Below are 22,723 nucleotides of genomic sequence, written 5' to 3'. Positions count from 1 at the left end.
ACCATACTGCCGAAGGAGGTTGTAGAAAATGGCATTAAAATTTCAATTTAATAAAACGGAAATGCAGCGCCTCGAAAAGGATTTAAAAATCCGACGGCGCGCCCTTCCAACCCTCAAGGCAAAGGAAACAGCCCTTCGTCTTGAGGTAAAAAAGGCGAAGGAAGAGCTGCGCACAGCCCGGTCTGTATATGAACAGCATTATGAACGAATGATGGAGTTTCATCTTCTGTGGGAAGAATTCCCCGAGCAGATATTCACCGTTCGGGATGTTTCTTTGCAATTTAAAAAAATTGCCGGCGTGAAAATACCCTTTCTGACAGATGTTGACTTCTCTATTTCAGCGGAGAGTTTTTTCACTACCCCCTCATGGATAGCAACGGGTATTCAAATACTGAAAGAAGCTGCGCGCCTTGATATTGAAATAGAGGTGGCACGGGAACGGCTCGTTATTCTTGAGTACGCACGAAAGAAGACGACCCAGAAGGTGAACCTCTATGAGAAGGTTCAAATACCGGCATACCAAGGGGCAATAACCAGTATTAAACGGTTCCTCGAAGATAAAGAAAATATTGCAAAAGCCGCCCAGAAGATAACAAAAAAGAAACTTGAACTTGCGGGGGCACAATGATTGAACCAATGAAAAAACTTGAGTTACTGCTCTACCATCGTGAACAAGAGCCTTTCTTAGAAAGCCTTCGCGAAGCAGGGGTTGTTCACATTGAGACACAGCAAGAAACACTCAGCAAAAAGGAAGAAGCTGCGAGAAGCGAGTTACTCCGTATCGACAAGGTTCTTCGTGAGATCTCACGGATGAAAGGCCTCTCTTTGGATGAGGAACCCAATACCCATGGGGAAAAACTTGTTGCGCAATTTGAGGAACTCTGTGAGAAAGAAGAAGCTCTGAAAACTGAGAAAAACAGCCTTCGAAAAGATGTTCTACAGCTCACAAACTGGGGTAATTTCTCACCGAAAGAACTTGACAAACTCCGCCATCATGGAGTCTATGCACATTTTTTTGATCTCCCAAATAAAGATATGAAACTTCTTGAAGGCCAGACCTATGAAGTGATTACCGATGCGGGAGCATCAAAGTATGTCGTTGTGTTCTCACGGGATGAAGTGCTAACCCTCCACGGCATGGAAGCTGCAGCTATCCCTATGAAATCCCTCAGAGAAGTTGAAGATACAATCGCTCGTATCGACTCCACCCTTGAGGAAATTGCTCAGGAAAAAAAGGCTGTGAGTAAACAGCGTGCCTGCATACAAGAGTTTCGTGATGAAGTAGAGGGTGCTCTTCGCTTTGAACGGGCCCGAAACTCTATGACTGGTCTCACCCAGGACAAGCTCCTCCATCTTACGGGCTGGGTTCCGGTGAAGGTTGAGGAAAAAACACAGGCGGTCCTTGAGGAATACTCCTGCTGGTATGAATTTACAGAGCCAACCCGCGGTGACAAGGTTCCGGTAAAAATGAAAAATAAACGCGGAGCACAACTCTTTGAACCAATCACAAAGATTTTTGACCTCCCCGACTATTTTGAACTCGACCCAACCCCGTTCTTTGCGCCCTTTTATGCGCTTTTTTTCGGGCTCTGCCTTGGAGATCTTGGGTATGGATTTCTTATGGTTCTTGCAGCAGTGCTGGGAATAAAGCTTCTTCCTCAAAAAATGCTGCCACTCCTGTTTCTTGGCGCAATTCTCGGAGGAGCAACCATGATTAGTGGCGTACTGCTTAATACCGTGTTTGGTGCCCCTCTGTTCAATGGATGGCAGGGAGAACTCTTTTCCGGGCAACACATGGCACTTTTGCAGGAGCAGGAAATTGGAGGACAAACGGTGTATCCCGCCATGGCATTCTCCGTTTTTCTCGGTGTTATCCAAATTTGCCTGGGCATACTTCTCAAGGGGGTAAATCGATTTCGAGACGGAGGAATACGCTTTACACTCTTTCCGCTCGGCTCGTTGCTTCTCACTCTTTCTGTTGCCCTTTCCCTCGTAAAGATTAACTTTTTGGATATGGCGACATTTTTCCAAATCGTTTCACGGGACTCTGTGGCAGCAACGGATGTGATGAATGCCCTCTCATGGTCTGCCATAAGCAGTGTTGCACTATTTGGTCTGTTCTTGCTCTTTTTCTTTAATAATCCAGACAAAAAGATCGGCCTCCGACTTCCTCTTGGGTTTTGGGAGCTGTATCAATTTGTCACAGGAATTATGGGAGACGGGCTTTCCTACATCCGTCTCTTTGCATTAGGATTAGCAAGTGGACTTCTCGCAAACGCCTTTAATGAAATCGCCTTTATGGTTTCAGGCGGGGATGCCCCCGCTGTCATGGGTGTTCTTACTGTAGCAATACTTCTTCTGGGACATACCATTAATTTTATTTTGGCAGCCCTCGGAGCATTTGTACACCCTCTTCGATTAACCTTTGTAGAATTTTATAATAACTTGGAGTTCAACGGTGGTGCAGCCCCGTACGCTCCTTTTTCTCGAACCAACGATAACTAACCAACAACGGAGGATTTTCTATGGATATTGGAACTATTCTGGCACTAACAGGTATTGGACTCATGATCGGGCTTTCCGGGGCAGGATCTGCAATTGGAACAGCTATTGGCGGCTCATCCGTAGTGGGTATGCTAAAAAAGAAACCTGAAGCATTTGGTAACGGCATGGTACTTGCGGCCCTTCCGGCAACGCAAGGGCTCTATGGGTTTGTCGGCTTCATTATGTACAATAATCAGATTGGTGCCGTCGGCGGAGAAGAGCTCACGGCCTTTCAAGGCGGTATTGTCCTTGCAGCGGGACTCGCGATCGGTATTGCAGCTCTTATTTCTGCCATTCAGCAGGGAAAAGTGTGTGCCAACGGTATTTCTGCCATCGGCAGCGGACATGACGTTTTCGGTAACACCCTTATTCTCGCAGCATTTCCCGAATTTTATGCGATCCTTGCCTTGGTCGCAGCAATTCTTATGCTAAATCTTCTGTAAAGAATACTTACACCGCAAACAGGAAAAGGGGGGCTCCAAGAGCTCCCCTTTTTAGGATACATCATTTTTTTATTGCAGGTATGTGCGTGGCGTGGTATACTCTTAGATATCTATTCAAGGAGAGTGTATGCCACAGATACATGAGATATTAAAGAACTGTATTGACACCATCAGCTCAGTTGCTGCTGAATCCGTTGAAGCACTCCTCATGGAGGACTGTCAGCCCGTCAAATCCACATGGAAAACGGCCAAGAGTACGGATATGCGAGCAGACCATATCCTTTCCGTATCTAGTTCAAATGCACAATACCAGGCAGTTATTTTTTTGGCATCGCGGATTCTGTTGCCTCAGAGTTTGCCGAGGACAAGGATGAGATACAAGATTTATTTGGAGAAATTGCAAATACCTTCTTCGGTCTGATTGGAGATAAATCTGATTTTTCTGATTTCTTCGGCTTCCTGGAGCAATCAATTCCCATATACTCAGTTAATGAATCAGCATCACATAAAGTAGATAGTGTGCAGGGAACTGTTGAAATTGATGGGGGACATATCCTTACCGTTGTATTTGCTGCACGAAAAAACAGGGAGAAGAAAGCATAGAGATGAAATGAACAAATATTTTAAAGCATTGTACGATGATACATCGTATAGAAAGATCACCGAAACCACCATTGGAATTGCTGGTACGGGTGGGCTGGGGTCAAACTGTGCCATGAACCTTGTGCGGTCTGGGTTTACGAAATTCTTTCTATACGATTTTGATACCGTAGACTACTCAAATTTAAATCGGCAGTTTTTTTTCCGTGACCAAGTGGGCAAAGCAAAGGTTGATGCTCTGCAAGAAAACCTCCTGCGAATTGAACCGTCCCTTGATATAACCTGCCAAAAGCTTAGAATCACCCCGGAAAACATCTCCTCACTCTTTACCGAGTGCACCGTGGTTGTTGAAGCCTTTGATGAAGTTGCGGCAAAGAGAATGATTGTTGAGTCATTCCTAAACTCACCCAAGCTCCTTGTGGCAGCATCGGGGCTTGCCGGATACGGCAATACGGAGAGTATTACGGTACAGAAAATCAAGGATACGTTTTACTTTATTGGAGACTTTACCCAAGGAGTGACGGAAACAACCCCGCCCCTTTCACCCCGCGTAAATATGGTGGCTGCTCTACAGGCAGATACCATACTCACGCATATACTGACAACATAAGAAACGAGGTGTTATATGCTTTTTCGAGGAAAATCCCCCACGCTTCACCTCCAGCACGAGGATATTGAACGAGTACTTTCACTGCTCTGTACAGTATGCGGGGTACAACAAACCTCCTGCGAAGGACTCACAAAGGAAGAGTTTTCCACCCTGCTAGAAAACCTTGAGAAGAAAGCAGCGGCGCAGAAAAAAACCTTGAAGAGGTAAGTTCTTTACTGAAAACACAAGCTCGATCATCAAAAAATCTTGATGCAAGCAGTCGCTCTATTTATACCAATGCCCGTTCTATTCATGTTGAAACAGCCAAAACGACTCACCTCTCAAAGGAAATGCAGGCTAAAATTACCACCATCTCTTCAAAAAATGAAGACCTTTCGCAAACCATGCAGACTGTTGCACAGAGTGCAAGCCATACCCAGGAAATGATTCAGGAACTGCAAAACACAACAGAAACAACCTATGCCGATGCAGAGAGCATCGCCGCCATAGCGCAGCGAACCGGAGAAATTACGACGAACTCACAACGGGAAGCCGAAAAGAGCGTCCACCATGTGGAGTCCTTAGAAAAAGCCACCTCGGAAATTGGCGCCGTAACCACAACAATTGCGGATATTTCTGAACAAACAAAACTCCTTGCACTCAATGCAACAATTGAAGCCGCCCGGGCGGGTGAGGCGGGAAAAGGTTTTGCCGTGGTGGCACGTGAAGTGAAGGAACTCGCACAGCAGACAAACGCCGCAACAACGGACATAAACAACCGTATTGCTCAAATCCAAGAGGCAACTCAGGCTACCACCAAATCAATTGCGCAAATCACAGATATAATAGACTCCCTGAGCTCAGAGATGGGCGGAATAACGTCATCCACCCAAAATCAAACAGAACTTATGAGCCGACTCTTAGAATCAATACAGAAAAACAGGTCTCAGATACATAACATGGTATCTCATGTCGCACAAGGCAAAGAAGCCCTTGGGGACGTACAAGCATGTATCGAAGAGACTGTCTCGCTCTCTACGAATGCTCAGGAAACCTTATCAAAAATATCTCAGGAAACAGAACGAATTTCACAGGAAACTGTCACCAATTATGCCCTCTCCTTGGAAACATCCAGCCAAGGCGAAACCATGATTGCCCTATCACAATATTTTCCTGTTAGAACAACTCAAGGACGGACACCGGCGCTTGCACATTTTACCCATCAGTTTAATGTGGGCATAGCTCTTTTTAATGAGGAACACCAAAAGATCTTTAACTATGTAAACACCATTCATGAAAAAATTAAGACCAACACCCCTCTTCATACGCTCCTTCCACTCTGTAAGGAATTTGCCCAATTTACGCAAAAACATTTCTCCGATGAAGAGACCCTCATGGAAAAAGAGGGATATCCGCTCTATTCAGAACACAGCAGGGCTCACGGAAAACTCTTAGGGAAGGTGACAGAAATAATTCACGATTTGGAAGAAGGAAAAGACCTCAATCTCTTTGATGTGCTCCTTTTTCTTCGAGACTGGCTGTATACCCATATCATGAAAGATGATATGAAATATAGTAAATTCTTTATTACACGGACGCATCAGTAATGGGACAACAAGAAGAAGAACTCGTACAGCTGTTTATCGAAGAGTCTCGGGAATACCTCCATCAGGTAGAACAACTTCTTTTGGATCTTGAAGAGGAAGATTCGCCTACGGGAACAGAGGAAATTAACGAACTGTTTCGTGCCATCCATACAATAAAAGGAGGAGCAGGTTTCTTTAGTATGGAAAAAGTGCATGCCCTTGCCCATACCATGGAAAATATTCTGGGAGATCTCCGGGAACACAAATATGCCCTCACAGAATCTCTTATCTCAGCCCTTCTTGCTGGAACAGACACACTTGGCTCCTTGCTTGAATCGCCCGAGGATGCAGGAGATATTTCCATAGAAGAACTGGTTAATACTCTCATGACACTACAAAATGAGAGTCTCTCTCAAGAAACCTCCTCCACACCCCATACAGAACAGGTACTACAACTCAAAACCGCGCAGGGAGTTGTCCTGTTTGAAATACCCGCAAAGAAAATCATGACAGCCCAAAAGGAAGAGCCCTGTCTGTATTTTTTCTATTACGACCTTGCCCTGGAAAACTCCGAAGAGAAAGAAAAACAGTGGCGAGAAAACATTGCCTCCCTTGTAACCATTCTATCTTCATGCTGTTCCACAGAAACAACGCCTGACCAAGGAACTCGCGAATTTTTTGTCGGCGCAACGGTTTTAGAGCCCAATCTTTTTGCGGAAGCACTCTCCCTTCCACAAACACAAGTGGAAACAATTACCACACACCGGTTTGCTGCTCTATCAGAAATTCCTCATGACTATATGCTGGAATATTCCACAGAAGCTCCAAAAACGAAACCTGTGAAAAAAAAGACTCATAAAGGCAAAAGTACGCCGCAAGGAAACAACGCACCACGTCCCAAGGGACGAGCTGAGGATACATCAATTCGTATACATCTTAGTACTATTGATACGCTCCTCAACCTTACGGCAGAACTCGTGCTGACGCGAAATGAACTTTTGAGTACAGTAGAGAAAGAGCAGCACTCCCCCATAACCCACACAGCAAGCAGATTAAACACCATAACAAGCGAACTGCAGGATACGGTGTTAAAAACACGCCTGCAGCCTTTGGGAGTCGTTTTTGACAAGTTTAAACGTATTGTCCGAGATCTCTCGAAAAAGGTAGGAAAAGAGGTATCACTTCGCATTGACGGTGCCGAAGTAGAACTGGATCGTACAATTATTGAAACTATTGGGGATCCCCTAACCCATTTAGTACGAAATGCCCTTGACCATGGTATAGAGTCACCCGACATACGACAGCAACAGGGCAAACCGCGGGAAGGAACGCTACATATTTCTGCCACACGAGAGACCGATCTGATTCGCCTCTCAATTCGAGATGACGGCGCAGGAATGGACCCCGTAAAGATAGCAACAGCCGCCGTAGAAAAGGGCGTTGCGACCCGTGAAGAGTGTGATCGCATGAGCGAAGAGGAGCTCCGTTTTCTTATCTTCCGTCCGGGATTTTCCACCGCAGCAGAAATAACAGACATCTCAGGACGCGGAGTAGGAATGGATGTAGTATACCGAACCATCACCTCCGTAGGGGGAAAACTCTCCCTTGAATCAAGCCCCAATGCGGGAACAACCGTTACGATAAAACTTCCCTTACTCCTCTCTATTATGCCCTGTCTTACCGTAAAAACACAGGGTGAAATTTTTGCGATCCCGCAAAAGAACATCCTGACAATTATGCGTATCCCCCCCGCTGAAAGAGCTCAGAAGATCTATACGATTGGTGATGGTGCCGTTGTATCATGGGAAGATACCTTGATACCCCTCGCCCGTCTCTCTGATATTCTTGGTATTCCACCGGCAGAAATTAGAACCGCTCCAGGGGAAGTTCTCACAGATCGTCGTCAAAGAATTGCAGACCGGCGATCAGAAGATCTTACAGAACATAGAGATGCAAAGCCCATAAGAGAGATGAGAACACAAGGAAAAGAGCGCCGTAGAGCCCCCGCAAGTTTTTTGCACATCGTAATCGTGCAAACAGAAACTTCTTTATATGGCCTTGTGGTAGACTCCTTAGGGGATTCTGAAGAAATTGTGGTAAAACCCCTTGGATATCATATCAAACAAGCTCCCTACTACAGTGGTGCCACCCTTTTAGGAAATGGAGAAACCGCCTTAATTCTCAATATTGACAGTATTCAAAGGTCTCCCCATATCAGTAATGAACAAAACTCAATACAGCAGATTTCCCGCCCCCGTGATGAGGAATCACTTCCGAAAGATACCCATGCCATATTAACCGTGTCACATGAAGGTGATGCAACAAACTACGCAGTCCCCATGGATCTTATCCAACGCATCCACCCCGTAAAAAGATCAGATATTGAATCCTTGGGGTCACGAAGGGTTATTTCGTATGAGGGAAAAACTGTTCCCCTCATCACACCCGACATGGTGCTTGATACCCCCCCTCTACCGGAGAGTTCCCGCTACCATATTCTGCTTTTTGAAATGACCGGTCTTCGCGTTGGACTCATGGTCTCAGAAATTCATGATATCGAATATGTTCGTGGAGAAATTGATGCACACGCTTATGTGCAAAAGGGAATTATGGGCACCCTGTCAATTCAAGGAAAAACCACCGCCATTATTGATCTCTACCAAATGGTAAAATATGGGTGTCCCGATCTTATTCGAGATGAATCCCTTCCCCGTACCACAGAAAAACATACCGTTCTTATTGCGGAAGATTCTGCTTTTTTCCGAGCACAACTGGAATCTATTGCGGAGGAACTTAACTATGATAAAATTGTGGTTGAAGATGGTCAAAGAGCAATAGAAATCCTTCGTGAGAATGATGCTATTGATCTAATCCTTACCGATATAGAAATGCCCCGTGTAGATGGATTACAACTTGCCAAAGAGGCACGTAAGCTACCATCCTACAAAAACACCCCTATTATTGCGTGTACCACCCTCTCTGCACCGAGTGATCAGCGCAGTGGAATAGAAGCAGGAATCACAGAATATCTCATTAAGATTGATAAAAGTCAAATTATTGAAACCTGTCAAAAATACCTCCCTTAAGGAGTAACAATGTTTAATACATTTCGAAAAAAGAGCTCACAGAGCACCGTATCTCAAAAGGAGATTGATCTCCTCAGAAAGACCTTACAAAAGCTGGCGCACTATGATTTTTCCAGCCCCTTTCCGGAAGTAGAAGACGATTCAACCGGGGTGTTTTCTGAACTTGCCCAAGTATACAAGGCATTTAAAGAAACCTTCTCGGAAGCACTCTCTTCCTCCTCTGGGATGCTTACCTCCTCGAAGGCGCTAAACAAAGAAAGCAAAACCATCCGAGACAAGAATATTCAAATCTACGAGTATACTTCCGCCGTGGCCGAATCAACCACAGAGATGAGCACCAATATGAATACCGTCTCATCTGCTACGGAAGAGTTAAGTATTAATATGCAAACCATTGCCGATGGTTCCGGAGAGAGTCGAAACGCCTTAACCTCCATAGAAGACAGTACCAAAGAGCTCTCTATTGCTGCTCATGAGATAGCAGACAGTACCGAACAGGCTACAGGAATAACCACACGTGCCCTCGATCGAGCAGAAGAATCTTCACACCGGGTTACCGCCCTTGAGACCGCAGCCAAGGAGATTAGCGCGGTGACCACCACGATATCAGACATATCAAATCAAACAAAGCTTCTTGCCTTAAACGCAACCATCGAGGCAGCCCGGGCCGGAGAATCGGGAAAAGGCTTTGCGGTTGTGGCTCGTGAGGTAAAAGATCTTGCCCATCAAACCCACGAAGCAACAGGGGATATCCGTACAAAAATAGATATTATTCAGGAAGCAACTGATCAAACTATTGAAACAATAGAAGATATCCGTTCTGTCATTGGCGAAATAAACGATGTTGTTACCACGATTGCTTCTGCTGCAGAGGAGCAGTCTGCCAGTACGACAACGATCGCTACACATATTCAAAACACCGTGGAACGTATTGATGAAATGGTGACAAATGTAAAACAGGGAGCCCAAGCAGTACAAGATGTAAATATATCCATTGCAGACCTCAATAATTTGTCTCAAGGGGTGGCGGAATCTATTTCCAATATTCGATCAGAAAGCAATACCATAAAAGAAAGTGCCATCACAAACTATATCCTGAGCCTTGAAACTACCGGCCAGGGAGAAGCACTGAGAGATAGTATTGATCAGATTACTCTTCCTGGGCAAGAGAAGGAAACACGGACGAAAGCCAAGCCTGTTCTCTGCACATTTTCCCGCTCATACGATGTTCATGTTGCGAAGATGAACGATGACCATAAAGGGATATTTCAACGTATTAATCGTGTCAGTGAAGCGGTTAAAGAACGGCTTCCCAAGGAGGAAATGTTGAATCGCCTCCGCGAGCTCCAAACATATACGGTAGAGCATTTTGCCGATGAAGAGAGACTCATGGACCAAGCATCCTATCCTGAACTGCCGCAACAGAAACAAGCCCATGAAAAATATCTGGATCGCATCGGTACGATTATTCAAAATGTAGAAGAAGATACCACTGTCGATCTCATAGAAATCATGGTATTTCTCCGTGACTGGCTCGTTCATCACATTCAAGGTATGGACAAAAAATATGGACCACACCTGAACGAAAAGGGTATAGAATGAGTGATTCTACCACGAAACAGCTTCAGGTTCTTCTTTTTTCTGCGGGAAGTGAGTCGGTTGCCCTCGAATTACAAGATATCCACGAGATACAAAGGGTTACAACCTTTACTCCTGTTTACGGAGTACCCGAACCTATTCGTGGGATTCTTAATGTCCGGGGAACACTCATAACACTCTTTGATCTCCCCCTTTTCTTTACGGGAAATCTCACCCCCATTGAAACAACAAGGCCAGCATTCTGCGTAATTGCTCAAGGAGATACGGAACCTCTTGCCCTGATAAGTACAGGTATTGAAGACTGCAAAACCATTTCTCATGAATGTGTACATACCCTGCCGCAAAACAGCTCGCCTGTTCTCCACGCCTGTGCAGAACAGGCCATACACCACGAAGAACGGCTTTTCGCCCTTTTACAACTGCAGCGTCTTTTTACAAAACGCCCTACGGAGGAGCAATGAAACGGGTACTTATAGTTGATGACTCTCTGGTATATCGAACAATCCTTTCACAAATTATCACCTCTCTTGAGGGAGTTCGTTTGGCAGGGCAAGCACGAGACGGCAAGGACGCTCTTGAAAAAATAGAGCTTCTCTCTCCCGACCTTATTACCCTTGATGTGGAAATGCCCGTACTTGATGGTATCAAGACCTTAAAAATAATAAAAGAACGTTGGCCGCACATCCCGGTAATCATGCTCAGTTCCACCACTCGCTACGGAAAAGAGGCTACCATTCGAGCCTTGGATGATGGTGCCTTCTCTTTTATCGCCAAACCGGACACCACCGATGATACAAACCAGCAGCATCTCACAGATCAACTACAACAGACCTTTGCTGAGATACTCCTCCCCACAGAGAAAAGAGGACCTGACCATTCGGACCTTTACACGAGAAAGACACCTGTACAACCAACCTATGGACGTCCGGAAATTCTTGCCGTGGGCTGTTCAACCGGTGGACCAAAAGCGCTTGGTGCGATTTTACCAAACCTCCCCAAAGACCTGCCCGTCCCCATGGTGATTACCCAACACATGCCCGCAGGTTTCACCACCGCCTTGGCGACATCCCTTGATACTAAATGCGCTCTCACAGTGAAAGAAGGAGAAGATGGAGAACCCCTTCGCCCAGGGTATGTCTATATTGCCCCCGGAGGACGTCATATGAAGGTTGGCAATGGGCGAATACGTATAACCAACGATCCGCCGGAACATCATTGTCGCCCCTCTGTTGACTACCTTTTTCGGAGTATTGCTCAGGAATATGGAGACCGTGTCATGGCAATTATCCTCACCGGAATGGGGCGTGACGGTACAGCAGGATTGGAACAGATTCAGAAAAAAGGTCGAGCAAAGGCTATCGGACAGGACAAAGCAACAAGTACCGTTTTTGGCATGCCCCGTGAAGCATATAAGGCCGGGCACATAGACCAGCTTCTACCACTTGATCGCATCGCCGCGGAAATACTACGGACATTCTCCAGATGAACCTCAGTACCGCTCAATTTTCTCTGATACGAGATATTCTCCACGAGAAAAGTGGCATACTTATTTCTCCGGACAAACAGTATCTACCAGAACAACGCCTTCCCCACCTGCTCCGTGAGAGGAACTATCAAAGCCTTACCAGTTTTTTAGATGATCTTAAAAAGTGCACTGACCTCCAAGACGACTTTATCAACCATATGACAACAAACGAAACCTCGTTTTTTCGAGACCGACCAATCTTCAATCTCCTCAAAACGCATCTTATTCCACAATTATGCGCACAAAAAGAACATGTACGAATATGGTCTGCAGCAACAGCAACAGGTCAGGAAGCCTATAGCTTAGCCATGACTATTTCTGAACTCACAGCAGGGCACAAAAATATATCAATATGGGGAAGCGATATCTCTTCACGGGCTATTGAAGTAGCCCGTACAGGCGTGTACAGTGCCTTTGAGGTTCGACGGGGTACAACCCAAGAAGAACGGACACATTATTTTACCGCCCACGGAAATACCTATTCCGTGAAAGCCCCCTATAAGTCAATGGTTCAGTTTTCGGTAGAAAATATTCTTACGGATTCTCTTCCGCACGGAACAATAGATCTTTTGCTCTGCCGTAACGTGGCAATTTACTTTGACCGTCCCTCACAAGAAGTGTTGTACCAACGACTCCATAATGCTCTTTCTGAATCAGGAATACTTATTATCGGAGGAACAGAATCTATCCGCTCGGGTGAAAAGTACTTTCAGAGAAACAAATGGGGTTCACTGCTTTACTACACAAAAAAAGGAGGGGACACCCCCTCCCGATAGAATCTTAGGAGATTTTAACATCTATCTCCCGAGGCTTCTTGGACTCTTCCTTTTTAAGAGCTATGGTGAGCACCCCGTCTTTCATATTTGCACTAATATTACCGGGGTTCACATCTTCGGGCAAACGGAAATCACGGCTGAAGCGGCCAAAGGCACGTTCTGAGTAGTGATATCCGTCACGCTCTTCGCGCACCGTATTTTTACGCTCACCTGATACCCGAAGAGTTCCGCTTTCACTGGTCACCCGAACATCCTTCTTATCGACGCCGGGAAGATCCATGTGGATATAGTAATTATCCTTATCCTCGCTGATATCCACTTGTGGATTCAGCAAATTCTCATCGAGAAAATTACGATTTCCAAAGACTTCATCCATCAAAGAAGCTACGGGGTTTCTGTAATGTGTTAAGGCTCTCATATGATCCTCCTTGTTAGAATTTTACCGTTCTCACCGGAGGAAAAGCAAAGGGTATGCCAATTAGACGTACAAGCAAATAAAGCGGGATACTTCCAGTAATTTGTTCAAGGATGTAACCTCTGTTGTATTCTGTGACATCCCCCTGTTACGATATGCATCACCTTTCACTGATAAAATCAATATAATCGAGAATCCACCTACTGTCCATGGCACCAGTATACTCCCTCCCGTTAATAAAAAAGGTTGGGACAAACTCAAGACCTGCCGATTCAGCTTGGGTTCTATTCCTTTCTATTTCTGCAGAAATCTTCTGTTCTTCAGCATCAAGGATATGTACAAAATCGCTCAAGGAGTAGCCCAAATCTTCCACAGCATCAAAAAGCTCTTCGTCTTCTATACGACCACGAATATCCCCGTAGGCCGTAAAAAGCTCCCAGAAAAACCCCATGCGTGCTGCTGCAATAAGACCACGGTCGGCAATAATAAGATTGATTGGAAGAGCCGCATAGGAGATAGCATCTCCCGTAGCCTGGCGTATTTCTTCATAGAGAGGGATGGCATAGCGCTTACAATGAGGACAATTTGAAGAGACAAAAACCACCACCTGCACCCCCTCTTGGGGGTCTCCCAAGATATACTCAGGTAGAGAAAAGGAGTGTTTTTCCACCGTATCAGAAGGAATGAACAGAGAAATGCGATCTGAGACCCGACGCGTAACAAACTCCGTGGGATAATTCATATGACTCTGCCATGCAGCATAATTTGCAAGACGACGGGCAAGCTCATCGGTTTCAAGAAAACTCTTCAACATACCATCATTCTGGGGATGGGCTACGGTGGCAATAACGGAATCGTAGACATTCTGCTGACGCGATGAGAGTGAATCGGGATACCAAACATCCCCCAATACGTTTCCAAGACATAGCATAACAAGGCATAGCATTTTCATGGCAACACTCCATTACTATTCAAAATATTCGGGACCATCCCAGAGCCCAAGATCTGCCGGGTCTCCTGCGGGAGTAAGGAAGGGGCGAGTTTTTTTCCGGCAGAACGTGCCGGTGAGTACTCAGACAATCGAAAGGTAGGCTCTTGAAACTCTTCGGTAAAAGAAAGTTCATCTGGGAAAGAGCGGGTAATATCTTCTTCTGCTTGTTCTGTTTCACGTTCTTGCAAAAACCGCTGTTCCGCCACAGAGCCGGCAAAAAGAGGATTCGAAAAAATATTGCCCCATGTATCAGTGGAATCTCCCCGGGAATTGGTGGTGACACAATGTCCCATACCCGGTGGCGCCCCTACAAAATGTCGATCTCCGCTTTTATACACCAAGTTATGCTCAAAGACAAAATCACTCACCCCATCTGCCCAAACACCGATATTACGATTATCATACAGAATAGAATTGTAAATAGAGGGATTACTACCGCGTATCCGAATGGCTGCAACGTAGTTATCCGTAAAAAGAGACTGAAGAAGACGCGGCGCTGCTTGATTTTCCGTAAAGATTCCTGTTGTGTTTTTCATAAACAGAATATTCCGTAGAAGAGGTCTGCCCTGGCGCACATGTACCCCCCGAATACTATTCATAATATGGGCATGGGAAATTTCAACTTCACCCTGTCGCTGTGACTGCAAAACAACCCCCCCCCAATGGGCATACAAATCATCCATGTACCGTCCACGAAACCGAATGGGCTCATCCGTTGTGCCTCGAGCATTCAAGGCTCCTTCTACAATAAAAGATACCGTAAAGGAATCTCGACGACGGGAGGGAGGAATATCAGGGATAATTTCTCGTGGTTTTTCCACCAATATCTCAACCCCCGGTTCTATAACAAGACGTGCATCATGAGGTATTTTAACATCAGCAACCAACACATATGGACTTTCTTCGCGGGTCCATCGATTACTTCCACGTAGCACCCCGGAGACTACGGTTTCTGCAACAGATAGGGATACGAGGAAGATACAGTACAAACACGTTTTCATCCCCATTATGGAACACTCCTCCTCAGTACACACATAAAAAGGGTAGACACATACAAGGCCCACCCATATCAATATAGTTTATAAAAAAAGTCATCGGTAGAGAAAATTAGATACTAAGCTTCTCTTTAAGAACATCTGGAGTAAAAGGTTTCACCATATATTGGTTCGCTCCGGCCTTTAAGGCCTTAATCACCTTTGTTTTCTCCGATTCTGAAGTACACATAATTACCTTGACATCCTTATACGTATCGTCTTTACGAACCTCCTCCAGCATGGATAGGCCATCCATCCTTGGCATGTTCCAGTCAAGAAGTATGGTGTCAACAGGCATATTTTCTGCGAGCACCTTAAGCCCATCCATACCATCTTCCGCTTCTACCACATCTTCAACGCCGAGGTTCTTCAACTGTGTTTTCTGTATTCGCCGCATTGTGGATGAGTCATCGACAAGTAAGATTTTCATGGATTCCCCCTAACGGGTTTTCAGGGCAACTTCAACCGCAAATGACCCCAGCTCACAGGAAAAGGGTACAACAATCGTGGGTACTCCCGAAGGTGCTGCTAGTTCGTGCGATTTTCCAATAACAACATTGGGCAGACTGATATCAACCTTAAACTCCGTCAAATATTGCTTTGCATATCCTGCAATAATATTGGCTATTTCACCAATACCATCAGTAAGCTCTGCTCCCACAATTTTAATTTCTGCACCCAGCAGCTTAGACACAACTTTAAGGGACGCTTTTTTTTCAAAGCTGATAGCAATAGTTCCCTGTGCTTCACCAGAAAGGCCAATCACCCCCGAAACATCATAGTGGTGACGTGCATCTTGCTTCACAATGGGTTTTTCCATTTCAGTCTCAACGCCCACCATGGTTTTAAAGGTCTCTTTTGTAGCTTTGAGAAAGGGATTTACGTATGATACATCCATTTGATCATCCTCAGTTAAATGTAACCAACCTCAGTACTTTATACAAGAGTCTACCATAGAAAAGATGTTTTGCAAGGTCTTTTTGTAACTCCATAGGGAAGTATGACTCATTCCTTCCTCTGAAAGCTCAAATATCACCCAAATACAGGCAGTTTGCACCGCACAAACCTCATAGAGACCTGCTCTATACGTGCCGTAGAAAAGAGAGGGGAATACAAAAAGAGAGGGAGAACACACTCCCTCTCAACATACATTTGCACAGCTACGCACATTCTTCACGAAGTACAAAGCTGTAGGTTCACGGATCTACAGCGAAAAGCCCAGACCCATGTGATACACCATATGTGCATCATCCTCATCCAGATCTGAGAGCCCCTTCAAGGGCACAATTCCCGAGACGCCATTGAAAAGGAAAAGAGATGTTTCACCAATCTCATAGGTAAAGTCCGCACCGAACTCCATATGGTTTACAGTAAAACCGTTATCTTCATCGACAAGTCCGTGATCTACCCCGAGAAGTATAAAGGGAGCAATTTCCACAGCCTCAGGAGCAACGGGAAGATCTCCCTCAAGAAGGAATTCAGAGAAGAACGCTTCCTCGCCGCTGTTAAAAAAGATCATATGGGAAAGGCCAAATCCTGCGGGAAGTTCAAGGCTATTTTCAATAAAGAGCTCTACTTCCAAATCTTCCCAATCATCATCTTCATGTACACCGATAGCGGCACCACCGAAGGTTGCATCCCAGGGAAGCATGGGGAGGGTGTAGAAAAGACCCATAACGATCTCATTAAAATTCACACTCTCACCGGAGAGCCATTCAACCTCCGCTGCAAAATCTCCAAACTCAACTTCGCCATGGGTTACATGAACAGGACCCACTCCTTCATCGATACCCTCTCCGACAAAACGGTTAAAGCGGGTAAATGAAAGGGTTTTCTCTCCTGCAAGAACGCGTTCTGGAAGAAGGATTAGTGCAAAAACAAAGGCCATCATTATTCTAATCATTGTTACTATTTTCATTTCTATCTCCTTTTGCCCACAGGGCATTTTTGGTATACCCACCCAGAAGATGAGAAATTGATTCTCATCAAAAGAGTGGGAGGTTGTATAGGGAAGCTTAGCTTACAAGCCCCGGAAGTAGCAGTGAAACCATACCGAAATAAATTGCCAATCCGGTCATATCCTTCACCGTTGTAATAATGGGATCAGACCCTGCTGCTTGGTCAAAGCCCATTTTAATTAATAGAAAGGGCACAAGAAAACCAAGGCTTGTTGCTATGGTAATGGTTGCCCACAGAGACAATCCCACGGCCAGACCAAGCTCTGGCGATCCCTGCCAAACAATGGCAATACCACCGCCAAGAACACCTAAGATCGCTCCCAAACCTACACCATGCAGGGTTTCGCGGATCCAGTGTTTTATAAAACGCTCCATATTAATTTGCCCCAGAACCATGGCACGAGTGAAAATCGTGGATGACTGTGTTCCCACATTTCCTCCCATGTCCATAATAACAGGAATAAAGAGAGCCGTTGCAGCAACAGCATCGAGGATATCTTCAAAGACCTCTATAACACCGCCAGCCAGCATACCCCCAATAAGGGTTATGATAAGAAAGGGTACCCGCACGGCAAAAACATGACCAAACCCCTTATGAATTAGGCCATAGCTCCGATCACTTTCACGGGAATTTAAATCCAGGAGCCCCACCTTATCATACATGTCATCGGTCACCTCTTCGCTAATGACATCCAAGGCATCGTAGGCACGAAGGGTTCCCACAAGATACCCGTCGTCATCACACACGGGAAGTTCGAATACGGCAAGGCGCTGAATCAGACGTGCAGCCTTTTCCTGGTCATCCTGTACACGAATAACCACAGGTTCAGCCGTAACCATATCACCAATCAAGCGTGTCTCATCTTTTTCAGCAAGAACTGCTGTAAGGGGAACGGAACCGCAAACACCGCCATCTTCATTACATACATAGACGTGTACGGCATCCCGTCCGGCATCGCCGGCCCGGACAATGTGCAGAACCTCAGACAGGGGGGCTGTTTGCTTAAAAGAGTAGTACGCCGGTGACATAATACGCCCAACGGTATCATCGGGATAAGACATAAGACGGCGTACATCTTCCTGATTGGTTTTAGGAAGCATATCCAAAAGCTGCGTGGTTATATTTGAGGGAAGCTCATCAAAAAGACGGAGTTGATCGTCTGCTTCAAGCTTACGAATCAGACGCAATGCCTCTGAGGAGTTGGTAAAAGCTTCAAGTAATTGTGCTTGAAACGGCGCACCCATATGCTCAAATACTTCCGCCGCAAGCCCCTTGGGGAAAAGACGAAAAATAAGAGGAACATCGGTCTCACTGCTCATGCGGAGAAGGCTGCATGCCTGCACCATATCCATGTGCTGAACCGAAAAAGCAACGGATTCATAATCTTCTTTTCTCAAACGGTTGTGAATAAAATCTGCAATTTTCTGATCGGGACGGCGCGCAAGAACGCCATCGTTGTACGTACGATTTTCTTTCATTTTGGTCCTCCAAAAATACTGTGTTACACTTACTGAACTGTTTTTCAGCGCAACAGGAGAAGACCATACAGATACATGTTATGTGGTTCGCATGATATCCACCCGTTGCACCAAAGACTGCACGTCTGCTTCACAGGGAAATAGCCACAGTGAAACCAAGGAATGCATTCCGATACGCATCGGAACGTCATCTAGGCAATGACAACTGTCACATTCCATGAACAACCTCCTTCGGTTTGGGTGAATAATTTGGGGATAATATATGTTTTTACATTATGGCAAGAGTTTTTTTTACAACAAGGTTTTTTTTCAATGGTGACATTTTTCACTGTGCACTTCATATATTTATCGCACGATAATTCACCCTTTTCCGGAGCATTCAATGTACGAAGCATTCAACATGATTATCATTGCCATTATTCAAGGCATTACTGAGTTTATCCCTGTCTCATCCTCTGGCCACATTGTGCTGGCACAACATTTTACCGGCATGAGTGTCGATGCCGAGTCTGATTTCGCCGTAAATATTCTCCTCCACATGGGAACATTCGTGGCCGTCATCTATATATATCGTATGACCATAATGGAGCTCTTTAAAAACCTTGTTTCAAAGGATGCACAAGAGCAACGGGAATCCTTTCTCTACCTGTGGTACATTGTGCTTGCATCAATTCCAGTGGGCATTGTGGGAATTCTCTTTGCCGACGATTTTGAAGCTGCCTTTGGAAACCCATTTTTTGTCTCATTGATGCTCTTTATTACCGCAGCAATACTCTTTGCCTCTCGCTTCGGCTCGGTGAAAGATGCTGGCATAATCACCGCAAAAACAGCTCTCTTAATTGGGCTTGCTCAGGTATTTGCTCTCTTTCCTGGCATTTCACGAAGCGGAACCACCATAACCGCAGCAATTCTTCTCGGTATTACACGGGAAGAGGCTGGACGCTTTTCCTTTATGATTTTTCTCCCGGCAATTGGGGGTGCAGCACTGTTAAAGCTGCCGAATATTACACAGACAGACTACTCTTTCGCCCTTCTTACCATTGCCTTTTTCACCTCACTTGTTGTGGGTATTTTTGCCTTAAAGGTTTTGTTGAAATTTGTGAACAAGGGAAAACTGTACATTTTCAGCCCCTACTGTTTGGTCGTAGCCATACTCAGTCTCATAAGCTTACAGTTTTTATAGGCTCCTGCGGCGTACCGTCGGGGCAAAGACGGCTCAAGATAAGGGTGGTATCCTGCAAATAGAGAAGCGGATATTCACCCTCCTCCATCCATGTGCCGCAATTTGCGTATACCCCTGTGGATACCGTCTCTACAGAACAGACATGAAGATGCCCTAAAATGCAGAGATCATACCCTCGTTGCCCCATTACGTTTTCGATGCACCCCCGATATCGTTCATACTTATGGGGATGATGGGCTGCAACTCCCTTTTTACGGCTGAGGTGTGCAGCTCCTTCTGCAAGGGGCACAGAAATACAAAGAGGAAGCATTTTATACAGTTGTTGAAGAACCCTGTTTTCCGTAATGCCATATAATACCCCTCGCTTTGTTCCCTTCCGAATGCGGTGCCCATGTTCCAAGTGAACACATTTTCCTGCATGGTGAAAGGTCTGTTCCGTCACAATTCGAACCCCCATTCGCTCTAGGAACGACATGGGCATAAAGTCGTGATTTCCTTGTAAATAGGTAACAGATACACCATCCTTTATCAGCTCCTTCATGGCGCTTAAAAGGGGGAGGTATGTCCGTCGAGGTTTTCCCGCACGTTCTATCCAAAAATCAAAAAAATCACCCAAGATGTAGAGCTCTGCTCCGGGGAGCGTGCGAAGGTATGTGCAAAAATGTAAAAAAACACTTCGGCGCTCTGCCTCATCGCGGACAAAAGAAGCGCCGAAGTGTTGATCTGAAATAAAAAATCGTATCACCGGCGTAACTCCGGGGAAATATGTGTTCCCCGGAATCTACTCCCAGAGATCTTCTGCAGTGTCAAGGTCACTGGCAATATCGTTAAAGTTTGCGTTCTCATCAAAACGATTCCCAAAGTTGAGTTCCCGTACGTCATCATCATCTTCATCAGACTCAAGGAAGAGATCATCTTCGGAATCCATATCTCGGAGAACCTCATCAGCATCAAATTCTTCATCTATCATACGTTGTATTCCTTTCCGTTAAGCCGTGTTTCATTTTAGTAACTGATAATATTGTTATAAAACTTCCCCCTGTCAATGTTTTTTTATTATTTATCTTTATGGGAACCACAACGTATCCCTTTGATATTTCCCAAAGATCATGATATACTCTTTGTGTAGGAATTGCGAAAGGATCATTCACATGAAGAATACTGAGACAGTCACCGCACTCTGGCAACACAGTGTGGAAATGTTTTCCCACCGTACGGCTCTGTATTTCCCGCGGGAAGAGTTTGAATATTTTGGAGAGAGAGAGCTGACCAGCCTTTCCTACCAACAAGCTGAAGAACAGGTTATTAATATCGGAGAGGGGCTTGCCTATATTGGCCTAAAAGAAGAAGACCACTGTCTTATTATCTGCGAGAGGAACTCCCGTCTACCCCTTACAGAGCTGGCAGTTTTGGGAAACCGGGCCGTGGCGATCCCCGTAAACCCCCACTACTCTCCCCATGAGATGGAACAGGTGTTTACCCTCGTTGCCCCCCGGATTGTGTTTGTTGAAAACAGAGATCTCCTGGAGAAATACAAGAACCATATCACCAGTGCAGCCACAGTAAAAGCCGTGGTGGTTATGTCAGAGGACTACATTGCCGTGGATGAGTATGATGAAAAAACAACCTTTGCCTTTGAACATCTCTTACAGATTGGTTTTGAATCACGAATTTTTAGAATTTTTCGAGGACGAAGAAAGAAGTCCAGCCCCGATGATACAGCACATATTTTTATTACCCAAAATAGTGAGGGAATGTTACAGGATGTCCCTCTTTCTCAGGGACAAATTGCTCGTACCATAGGGAAAACAAAAGAGATTCACCACCCCGGATCAGATACAATCCATCTCTCACTTCTCCCGCCGTGGCATTGCCTCGATCACACAATTAACTACGTACTTCTTAGTGCCGGTGCTGCCCTTGTCTGCCTGTGGGAAGAAAAATACTGGCGTCTTATTGCGCATATTGAACCAACAAGCATCGCTGCTCTTCCGGCACAATGGGTACAACTCTACAAGAAATGTGTTGAAATTTGGGAACGGAAAAAACATTTCGGCCTATGCAAAGGCATTTATCGCTTCTGTGAAAAGGGGATTCAAAACCAAGGGCACACGCGGGAAACACCACATCCACTTATTCATAGCATCGGACGACTTCTTTTTCATGGCCCCTTGCGTTCCAAAGGGGGAAAAAATCTCCGAACCGCCTATATCGGTGCTAGCCCCGCCCCGTGGTACGTCCTCACACTTCTGGAGATGCTTCATGTACAAACATACAGCATCTACTCCCGTACACATGCTGCATCGATACTCTCCCTGGGAAAAGCACGACCAAGATCCCCCGCGTATTGCGGAACCCTTCTCGGGGATACGGAGGTTCGTATTGACAAGGAATCTGAACGTCACTCCTTCGGGGAAATACATCTACGCAGCCCACGAATTAGTACGGACCCCACATACTGGCATCATACAGGAGATATGGGAACAATTGAGGGAAACCAACTCTCTGTGCACGGTGCTTCAAAATCAGAAATTATACTGCGGGGCAGGTCTCTCTTTCCCGAATGGATAGAGCTGATCATGGATCGATCAGAGTTTGTAGAACGCTCCGCCCTCTTTTCCCATGGAGAAAACCTCTATGCCTGTATCGCCCCGAATGTAGAAGCACTCCAGAGAGTTCTTCCGCGAAAAAAGGAGTATGACCTAGAGGAGATTCTTCGTAGTACCGTAGCCCGAAAGATCATTCTCAATGAGATCAATACTCTTTTGGAGGATGCACGTAATCCGCATGTTGTCCACGACATATATTTGATTCCAGAAATCTCCTGTGCAAAGGGCCTTCTCCTTCATACCTATCGAATTAACCGGAGTGCCCTTGCACGGGTCGTAAGAACCTTAAACCTGCCGTAAAGGAAC

General features: G+C 45.5%; 23 protein-coding genes. 13 read left to right on the top strand and 10 right to left on the bottom strand.

Annotation, left to right across the window (positions count from 1 at the left end):
* Window positions 1-28 precede the first annotated feature (28 nt).
* From CALK_RS05910 to CALK_RS05855, 11 genes are all read left to right on the top strand, one after another.
* Window positions 29-628, top strand: coding sequence for a V-type ATP synthase subunit D (locus CALK_RS05910; protein ID WP_022636755.1), 600 nt, complete (start codon window positions 29-31; stop codon window positions 626-628).
* Complete coding sequence (locus tag CALK_RS05905) at window positions 625-2,505, top strand: V-type ATP synthase subunit I (RefSeq protein WP_022636754.1); 1,881 nt, start codon at window positions 625-627, stop codon at window positions 2,503-2,505. The genes CALK_RS05910 and CALK_RS05905 overlap by 4 nt, the downstream gene beginning before the upstream one ends.
* A 20-nt stretch (window positions 2,506-2,525) precedes the next feature.
* Window positions 2,526-2,987, top strand: a complete 462-nt coding sequence (locus CALK_RS05900; RefSeq protein WP_022636753.1) for a V-type ATPase subunit K — start codon at window positions 2,526-2,528, stop codon at window positions 2,985-2,987.
* 541 nt (window positions 2,988-3,528) lie between these two features.
* Window positions 3,529-4,197 (top strand): sulfur carrier protein ThiS adenylyltransferase ThiF, encoded by a 669-nt coding sequence (gene thiF / locus CALK_RS05890; protein ID WP_081698025.1) that lies wholly within the window; start codon window positions 3,529-3,531, stop codon window positions 4,195-4,197.
* Window positions 4,198-4,212: 15 nt separating this feature from the next.
* Window positions 4,213-4,404 carry a hypothetical protein gene (locus CALK_RS05885; RefSeq protein ID WP_022636750.1) on the top strand — a complete coding sequence of 64 codons (192 nt, stop codon included), beginning with the start codon at window positions 4,213-4,215 and terminating at the stop codon, window positions 4,402-4,404.
* Window positions 4,405-4,526: 122 nt separating this feature from the next.
* Window positions 4,527-5,783: a bacteriohemerythrin gene (locus tag CALK_RS05880; RefSeq protein ID WP_022636749.1), complete on the top strand. Its 1,257-nt coding sequence runs from the start codon at window positions 4,527-4,529 to the stop codon at window positions 5,781-5,783.
* Window positions 5,783-8,848 carry a hybrid sensor histidine kinase/response regulator gene (locus tag CALK_RS05875; RefSeq protein ID WP_022636748.1) on the top strand — a complete coding sequence of 1,022 codons (3,066 nt, stop codon included), beginning with the start codon at window positions 5,783-5,785 and terminating at the stop codon, window positions 8,846-8,848. Before CALK_RS05880 ends, CALK_RS05875 begins: the two co-directional genes overlap by 1 nt.
* 9 nt (window positions 8,849-8,857) lie before the next feature.
* Window positions 8,858-10,450 (top strand): bacteriohemerythrin, encoded by a 1,593-nt coding sequence (locus tag CALK_RS12145; protein ID WP_022636747.1) that lies wholly within the window; start codon window positions 8,858-8,860, stop codon window positions 10,448-10,450.
* Window positions 10,447-10,908, top strand: a complete 462-nt coding sequence (locus tag CALK_RS05865) for a chemotaxis protein CheW (protein WP_022636746.1) — start codon at window positions 10,447-10,449, stop codon at window positions 10,906-10,908. Before CALK_RS12145 ends, CALK_RS05865 begins: the two co-directional genes overlap by 4 nt.
* A complete protein-coding gene (locus CALK_RS05860) occupies window positions 10,905-11,933 on the top strand; it encodes a protein-glutamate methylesterase/protein-glutamine glutaminase (RefSeq protein WP_022636745.1) in 1,029 nt (342 codons plus the stop codon). The genes CALK_RS05865 and CALK_RS05860 overlap by 4 nt, the downstream gene beginning before the upstream one ends.
* Window positions 11,930-12,748, top strand: coding sequence for a CheR family methyltransferase (locus tag CALK_RS05855; RefSeq protein ID WP_022636744.1), 819 nt, complete (start codon window positions 11,930-11,932; stop codon window positions 12,746-12,748). Before CALK_RS05860 ends, CALK_RS05855 begins: the two co-directional genes overlap by 4 nt.
* Before the next feature lie 4 nt (window positions 12,749-12,752).
* Here CALK_RS05855 and CALK_RS05850 read toward each other — a convergent pair whose 3' ends face one another.
* From CALK_RS05850 to CALK_RS12840, 8 genes are all read right to left on the bottom strand, one after another.
* Window positions 12,753-13,166 carry an Hsp20/alpha crystallin family protein gene (locus tag CALK_RS05850; RefSeq protein WP_022636743.1) on the bottom strand — a complete coding sequence of 138 codons (414 nt, stop codon included), beginning with the start codon at window positions 13,164-13,166 and terminating at the stop codon, window positions 12,753-12,755.
* A 157-nt stretch (window positions 13,167-13,323) separates the two neighbouring features.
* On the bottom strand, window positions 13,324-14,115 hold the full coding sequence (locus CALK_RS05845) for a DsbA family protein (RefSeq protein WP_022636742.1): 792 nt from the start codon (window positions 14,113-14,115) through the stop codon (window positions 13,324-13,326).
* On the bottom strand, window positions 14,112-15,155 hold the full coding sequence (locus tag CALK_RS05840; protein ID WP_162146705.1) for a right-handed parallel beta-helix repeat-containing protein: 1,044 nt from the start codon (window positions 15,153-15,155) through the stop codon (window positions 14,112-14,114). The genes CALK_RS05845 and CALK_RS05840 overlap by 4 nt, the downstream gene beginning before the upstream one ends.
* 106 nt (window positions 15,156-15,261) lie before the next feature.
* Window positions 15,262-15,618 (bottom strand): response regulator, encoded by a 357-nt coding sequence (locus tag CALK_RS05835; protein ID WP_022636740.1) that lies wholly within the window; start codon window positions 15,616-15,618, stop codon window positions 15,262-15,264.
* Window positions 15,619-15,627: 9 nt separating this feature from the next.
* On the bottom strand, window positions 15,628-16,086 hold the full coding sequence (locus tag CALK_RS05830; RefSeq protein WP_022636739.1) for a chemotaxis protein CheX: 459 nt from the start codon (window positions 16,084-16,086) through the stop codon (window positions 15,628-15,630).
* Between the two features lie 306 nt (window positions 16,087-16,392).
* Window positions 16,393-17,106: a hypothetical protein gene (locus CALK_RS05820; protein ID WP_022636737.1), complete on the bottom strand. Its 714-nt coding sequence runs from the start codon at window positions 17,104-17,106 to the stop codon at window positions 16,393-16,395.
* Between the two features lie 97 nt (window positions 17,107-17,203).
* Window positions 17,204-18,625 (bottom strand): magnesium transporter, encoded by a 1,422-nt coding sequence (mgtE, locus tag CALK_RS05815; protein ID WP_022636736.1) that lies wholly within the window; start codon window positions 18,623-18,625, stop codon window positions 17,204-17,206.
* A 78-nt stretch (window positions 18,626-18,703) separates the two neighbouring features.
* The gene (locus tag CALK_RS12840; RefSeq protein ID WP_022636735.1) at window positions 18,704-18,844 is read right to left on the bottom strand and encodes a hypothetical protein; all 141 of its coding nucleotides are present in this window, start codon (window positions 18,842-18,844) and stop codon (window positions 18,704-18,706) included.
* 163 nt (window positions 18,845-19,007) lie between these two features.
* On the opposite strand from CALK_RS12840, the gene CALK_RS05810 reads away from it, so the two are divergent.
* Entirely contained in the window at window positions 19,008-19,808 is an 801-nt protein-coding gene (locus CALK_RS05810; RefSeq protein WP_022636734.1) for an undecaprenyl-diphosphate phosphatase, read from the top strand.
* Here CALK_RS05810 and CALK_RS05805 read toward each other — a convergent pair.
* Both CALK_RS05805 and CALK_RS05800 read right to left on the bottom strand, forming a co-directional pair.
* Window positions 19,786-20,553, bottom strand: a complete 768-nt coding sequence (locus CALK_RS05805) for a UDP-2,3-diacylglucosamine diphosphatase (protein ID WP_022636733.1) — start codon at window positions 20,551-20,553, stop codon at window positions 19,786-19,788. The genes CALK_RS05810 and CALK_RS05805 overlap by 23 nt on opposite strands.
* A gap of 36 nt (window positions 20,554-20,589) precedes the next feature.
* A complete protein-coding gene (locus tag CALK_RS05800) occupies window positions 20,590-20,778 on the bottom strand; it encodes a hypothetical protein (RefSeq protein WP_034636982.1) in 189 nt (62 codons plus the stop codon).
* A 181-nt stretch (window positions 20,779-20,959) separates the two neighbouring features.
* Here CALK_RS05800 and CALK_RS05795 point away from each other — a divergent pair, with 181 nt between their 5' ends.
* Window positions 20,960-22,717, top strand: coding sequence for an AMP-binding protein (locus CALK_RS05795; protein WP_022636732.1), 1,758 nt, complete (start codon window positions 20,960-20,962; stop codon window positions 22,715-22,717).
* Window positions 22,718-22,723: the final 6 nt, after the last annotated feature.

Origin of the sequence: Chitinivibrio alkaliphilus ACht1, assembly GCF_000474745.1 — a bacterium.
Classification (GTDB): Bacteria; Fibrobacterota; Chitinivibrionia; order Chitinivibrionales; family Chitinivibrionaceae; genus Chitinivibrio; species Chitinivibrio alkaliphilus.
The sequence above is the reverse complement of the archived record's forward strand: the minus strand, read 5'-3'. Positions and strand labels throughout refer to the sequence as shown.

Bases quoted from the DNA above. Each gene is read 5' to 3' on its own strand.
- CALK_RS05910 (WP_022636755.1), top strand. From the start codon at position 29: ATGGCATTAAAATTTCAATTTAATAAAACGGAAATGCAGCGCCTCGAA.
- CALK_RS05905 (WP_022636754.1), top strand. From the start codon at position 625: ATGATTGAACCAATGAAAAAACTTGAGTTACTGCTCTACCATCGTGAA.
- CALK_RS05900 (WP_022636753.1), top strand. From the start codon at position 2,526: ATGGATATTGGAACTATTCTGGCACTAACAGGTATTGGACTCATGATC.
- thiF (WP_081698025.1), top strand. From the start codon at position 3,529: ATGGGGGACATATCCTTACCGTTGTATTTGCTGCACGAAAAAACAGGG.
- CALK_RS05885 (WP_022636750.1), top strand. From the start codon at position 4,213: ATGCTTTTTCGAGGAAAATCCCCCACGCTTCACCTCCAGCACGAGGAT.
- CALK_RS05880 (WP_022636749.1), top strand. From the start codon at position 4,527: ATGCAGGCTAAAATTACCACCATCTCTTCAAAAAATGAAGACCTTTCG.
- CALK_RS05875 (WP_022636748.1), top strand. From the start codon at position 5,783: ATGGGACAACAAGAAGAAGAACTCGTACAGCTGTTTATCGAAGAGTCT.
- CALK_RS12145 (WP_022636747.1), top strand. From the start codon at position 8,858: ATGTTTAATACATTTCGAAAAAAGAGCTCACAGAGCACCGTATCTCAA.
- CALK_RS05865 (WP_022636746.1), top strand. From the start codon at position 10,447: ATGAGTGATTCTACCACGAAACAGCTTCAGGTTCTTCTTTTTTCTGCG.
- CALK_RS05860 (WP_022636745.1), top strand. From the start codon at position 10,905: ATGAAACGGGTACTTATAGTTGATGACTCTCTGGTATATCGAACAATC.
- CALK_RS05855 (WP_022636744.1), top strand. From the start codon at position 11,930: ATGAACCTCAGTACCGCTCAATTTTCTCTGATACGAGATATTCTCCAC.
- CALK_RS05850 (WP_022636743.1), bottom strand. From the start codon at position 13,166: ATGAGAGCCTTAACACATTACAGAAACCCCGTAGCTTCTTTGATGGAT.
- CALK_RS05845 (WP_022636742.1), bottom strand. From the start codon at position 14,115: ATGAAAATGCTATGCCTTGTTATGCTATGTCTTGGAAACGTATTGGGG.
- CALK_RS05840 (WP_162146705.1), bottom strand. From the start codon at position 15,155: ATGAAAACGTGTTTGTACTGTATCTTCCTCGTATCCCTATCTGTTGCA.
- CALK_RS05835 (WP_022636740.1), bottom strand. From the start codon at position 15,618: ATGAAAATCTTACTTGTCGATGACTCATCCACAATGCGGCGAATACAG.
- CALK_RS05830 (WP_022636739.1), bottom strand. From the start codon at position 16,086: ATGGATGTATCATACGTAAATCCCTTTCTCAAAGCTACAAAAGAGACC.
- CALK_RS05820 (WP_022636737.1), bottom strand. From the start codon at position 17,106: ATGAAAATAGTAACAATGATTAGAATAATGATGGCCTTTGTTTTTGCA.
- mgtE (WP_022636736.1), bottom strand. From the start codon at position 18,625: ATGAAAGAAAATCGTACGTACAACGATGGCGTTCTTGCGCGCCGTCCC.
- CALK_RS12840 (WP_022636735.1), bottom strand. From the start codon at position 18,844: ATGGAATGTGACAGTTGTCATTGCCTAGATGACGTTCCGATGCGTATC.
- CALK_RS05810 (WP_022636734.1), top strand. From the start codon at position 19,008: ATGTACGAAGCATTCAACATGATTATCATTGCCATTATTCAAGGCATT.
- CALK_RS05800 (WP_034636982.1), bottom strand. From the start codon at position 20,778: ATGATAGATGAAGAATTTGATGCTGATGAGGTTCTCCGAGATATGGAT.
- CALK_RS05795 (WP_022636732.1), top strand. From the start codon at position 20,960: ATGAAGAATACTGAGACAGTCACCGCACTCTGGCAACACAGTGTGGAA.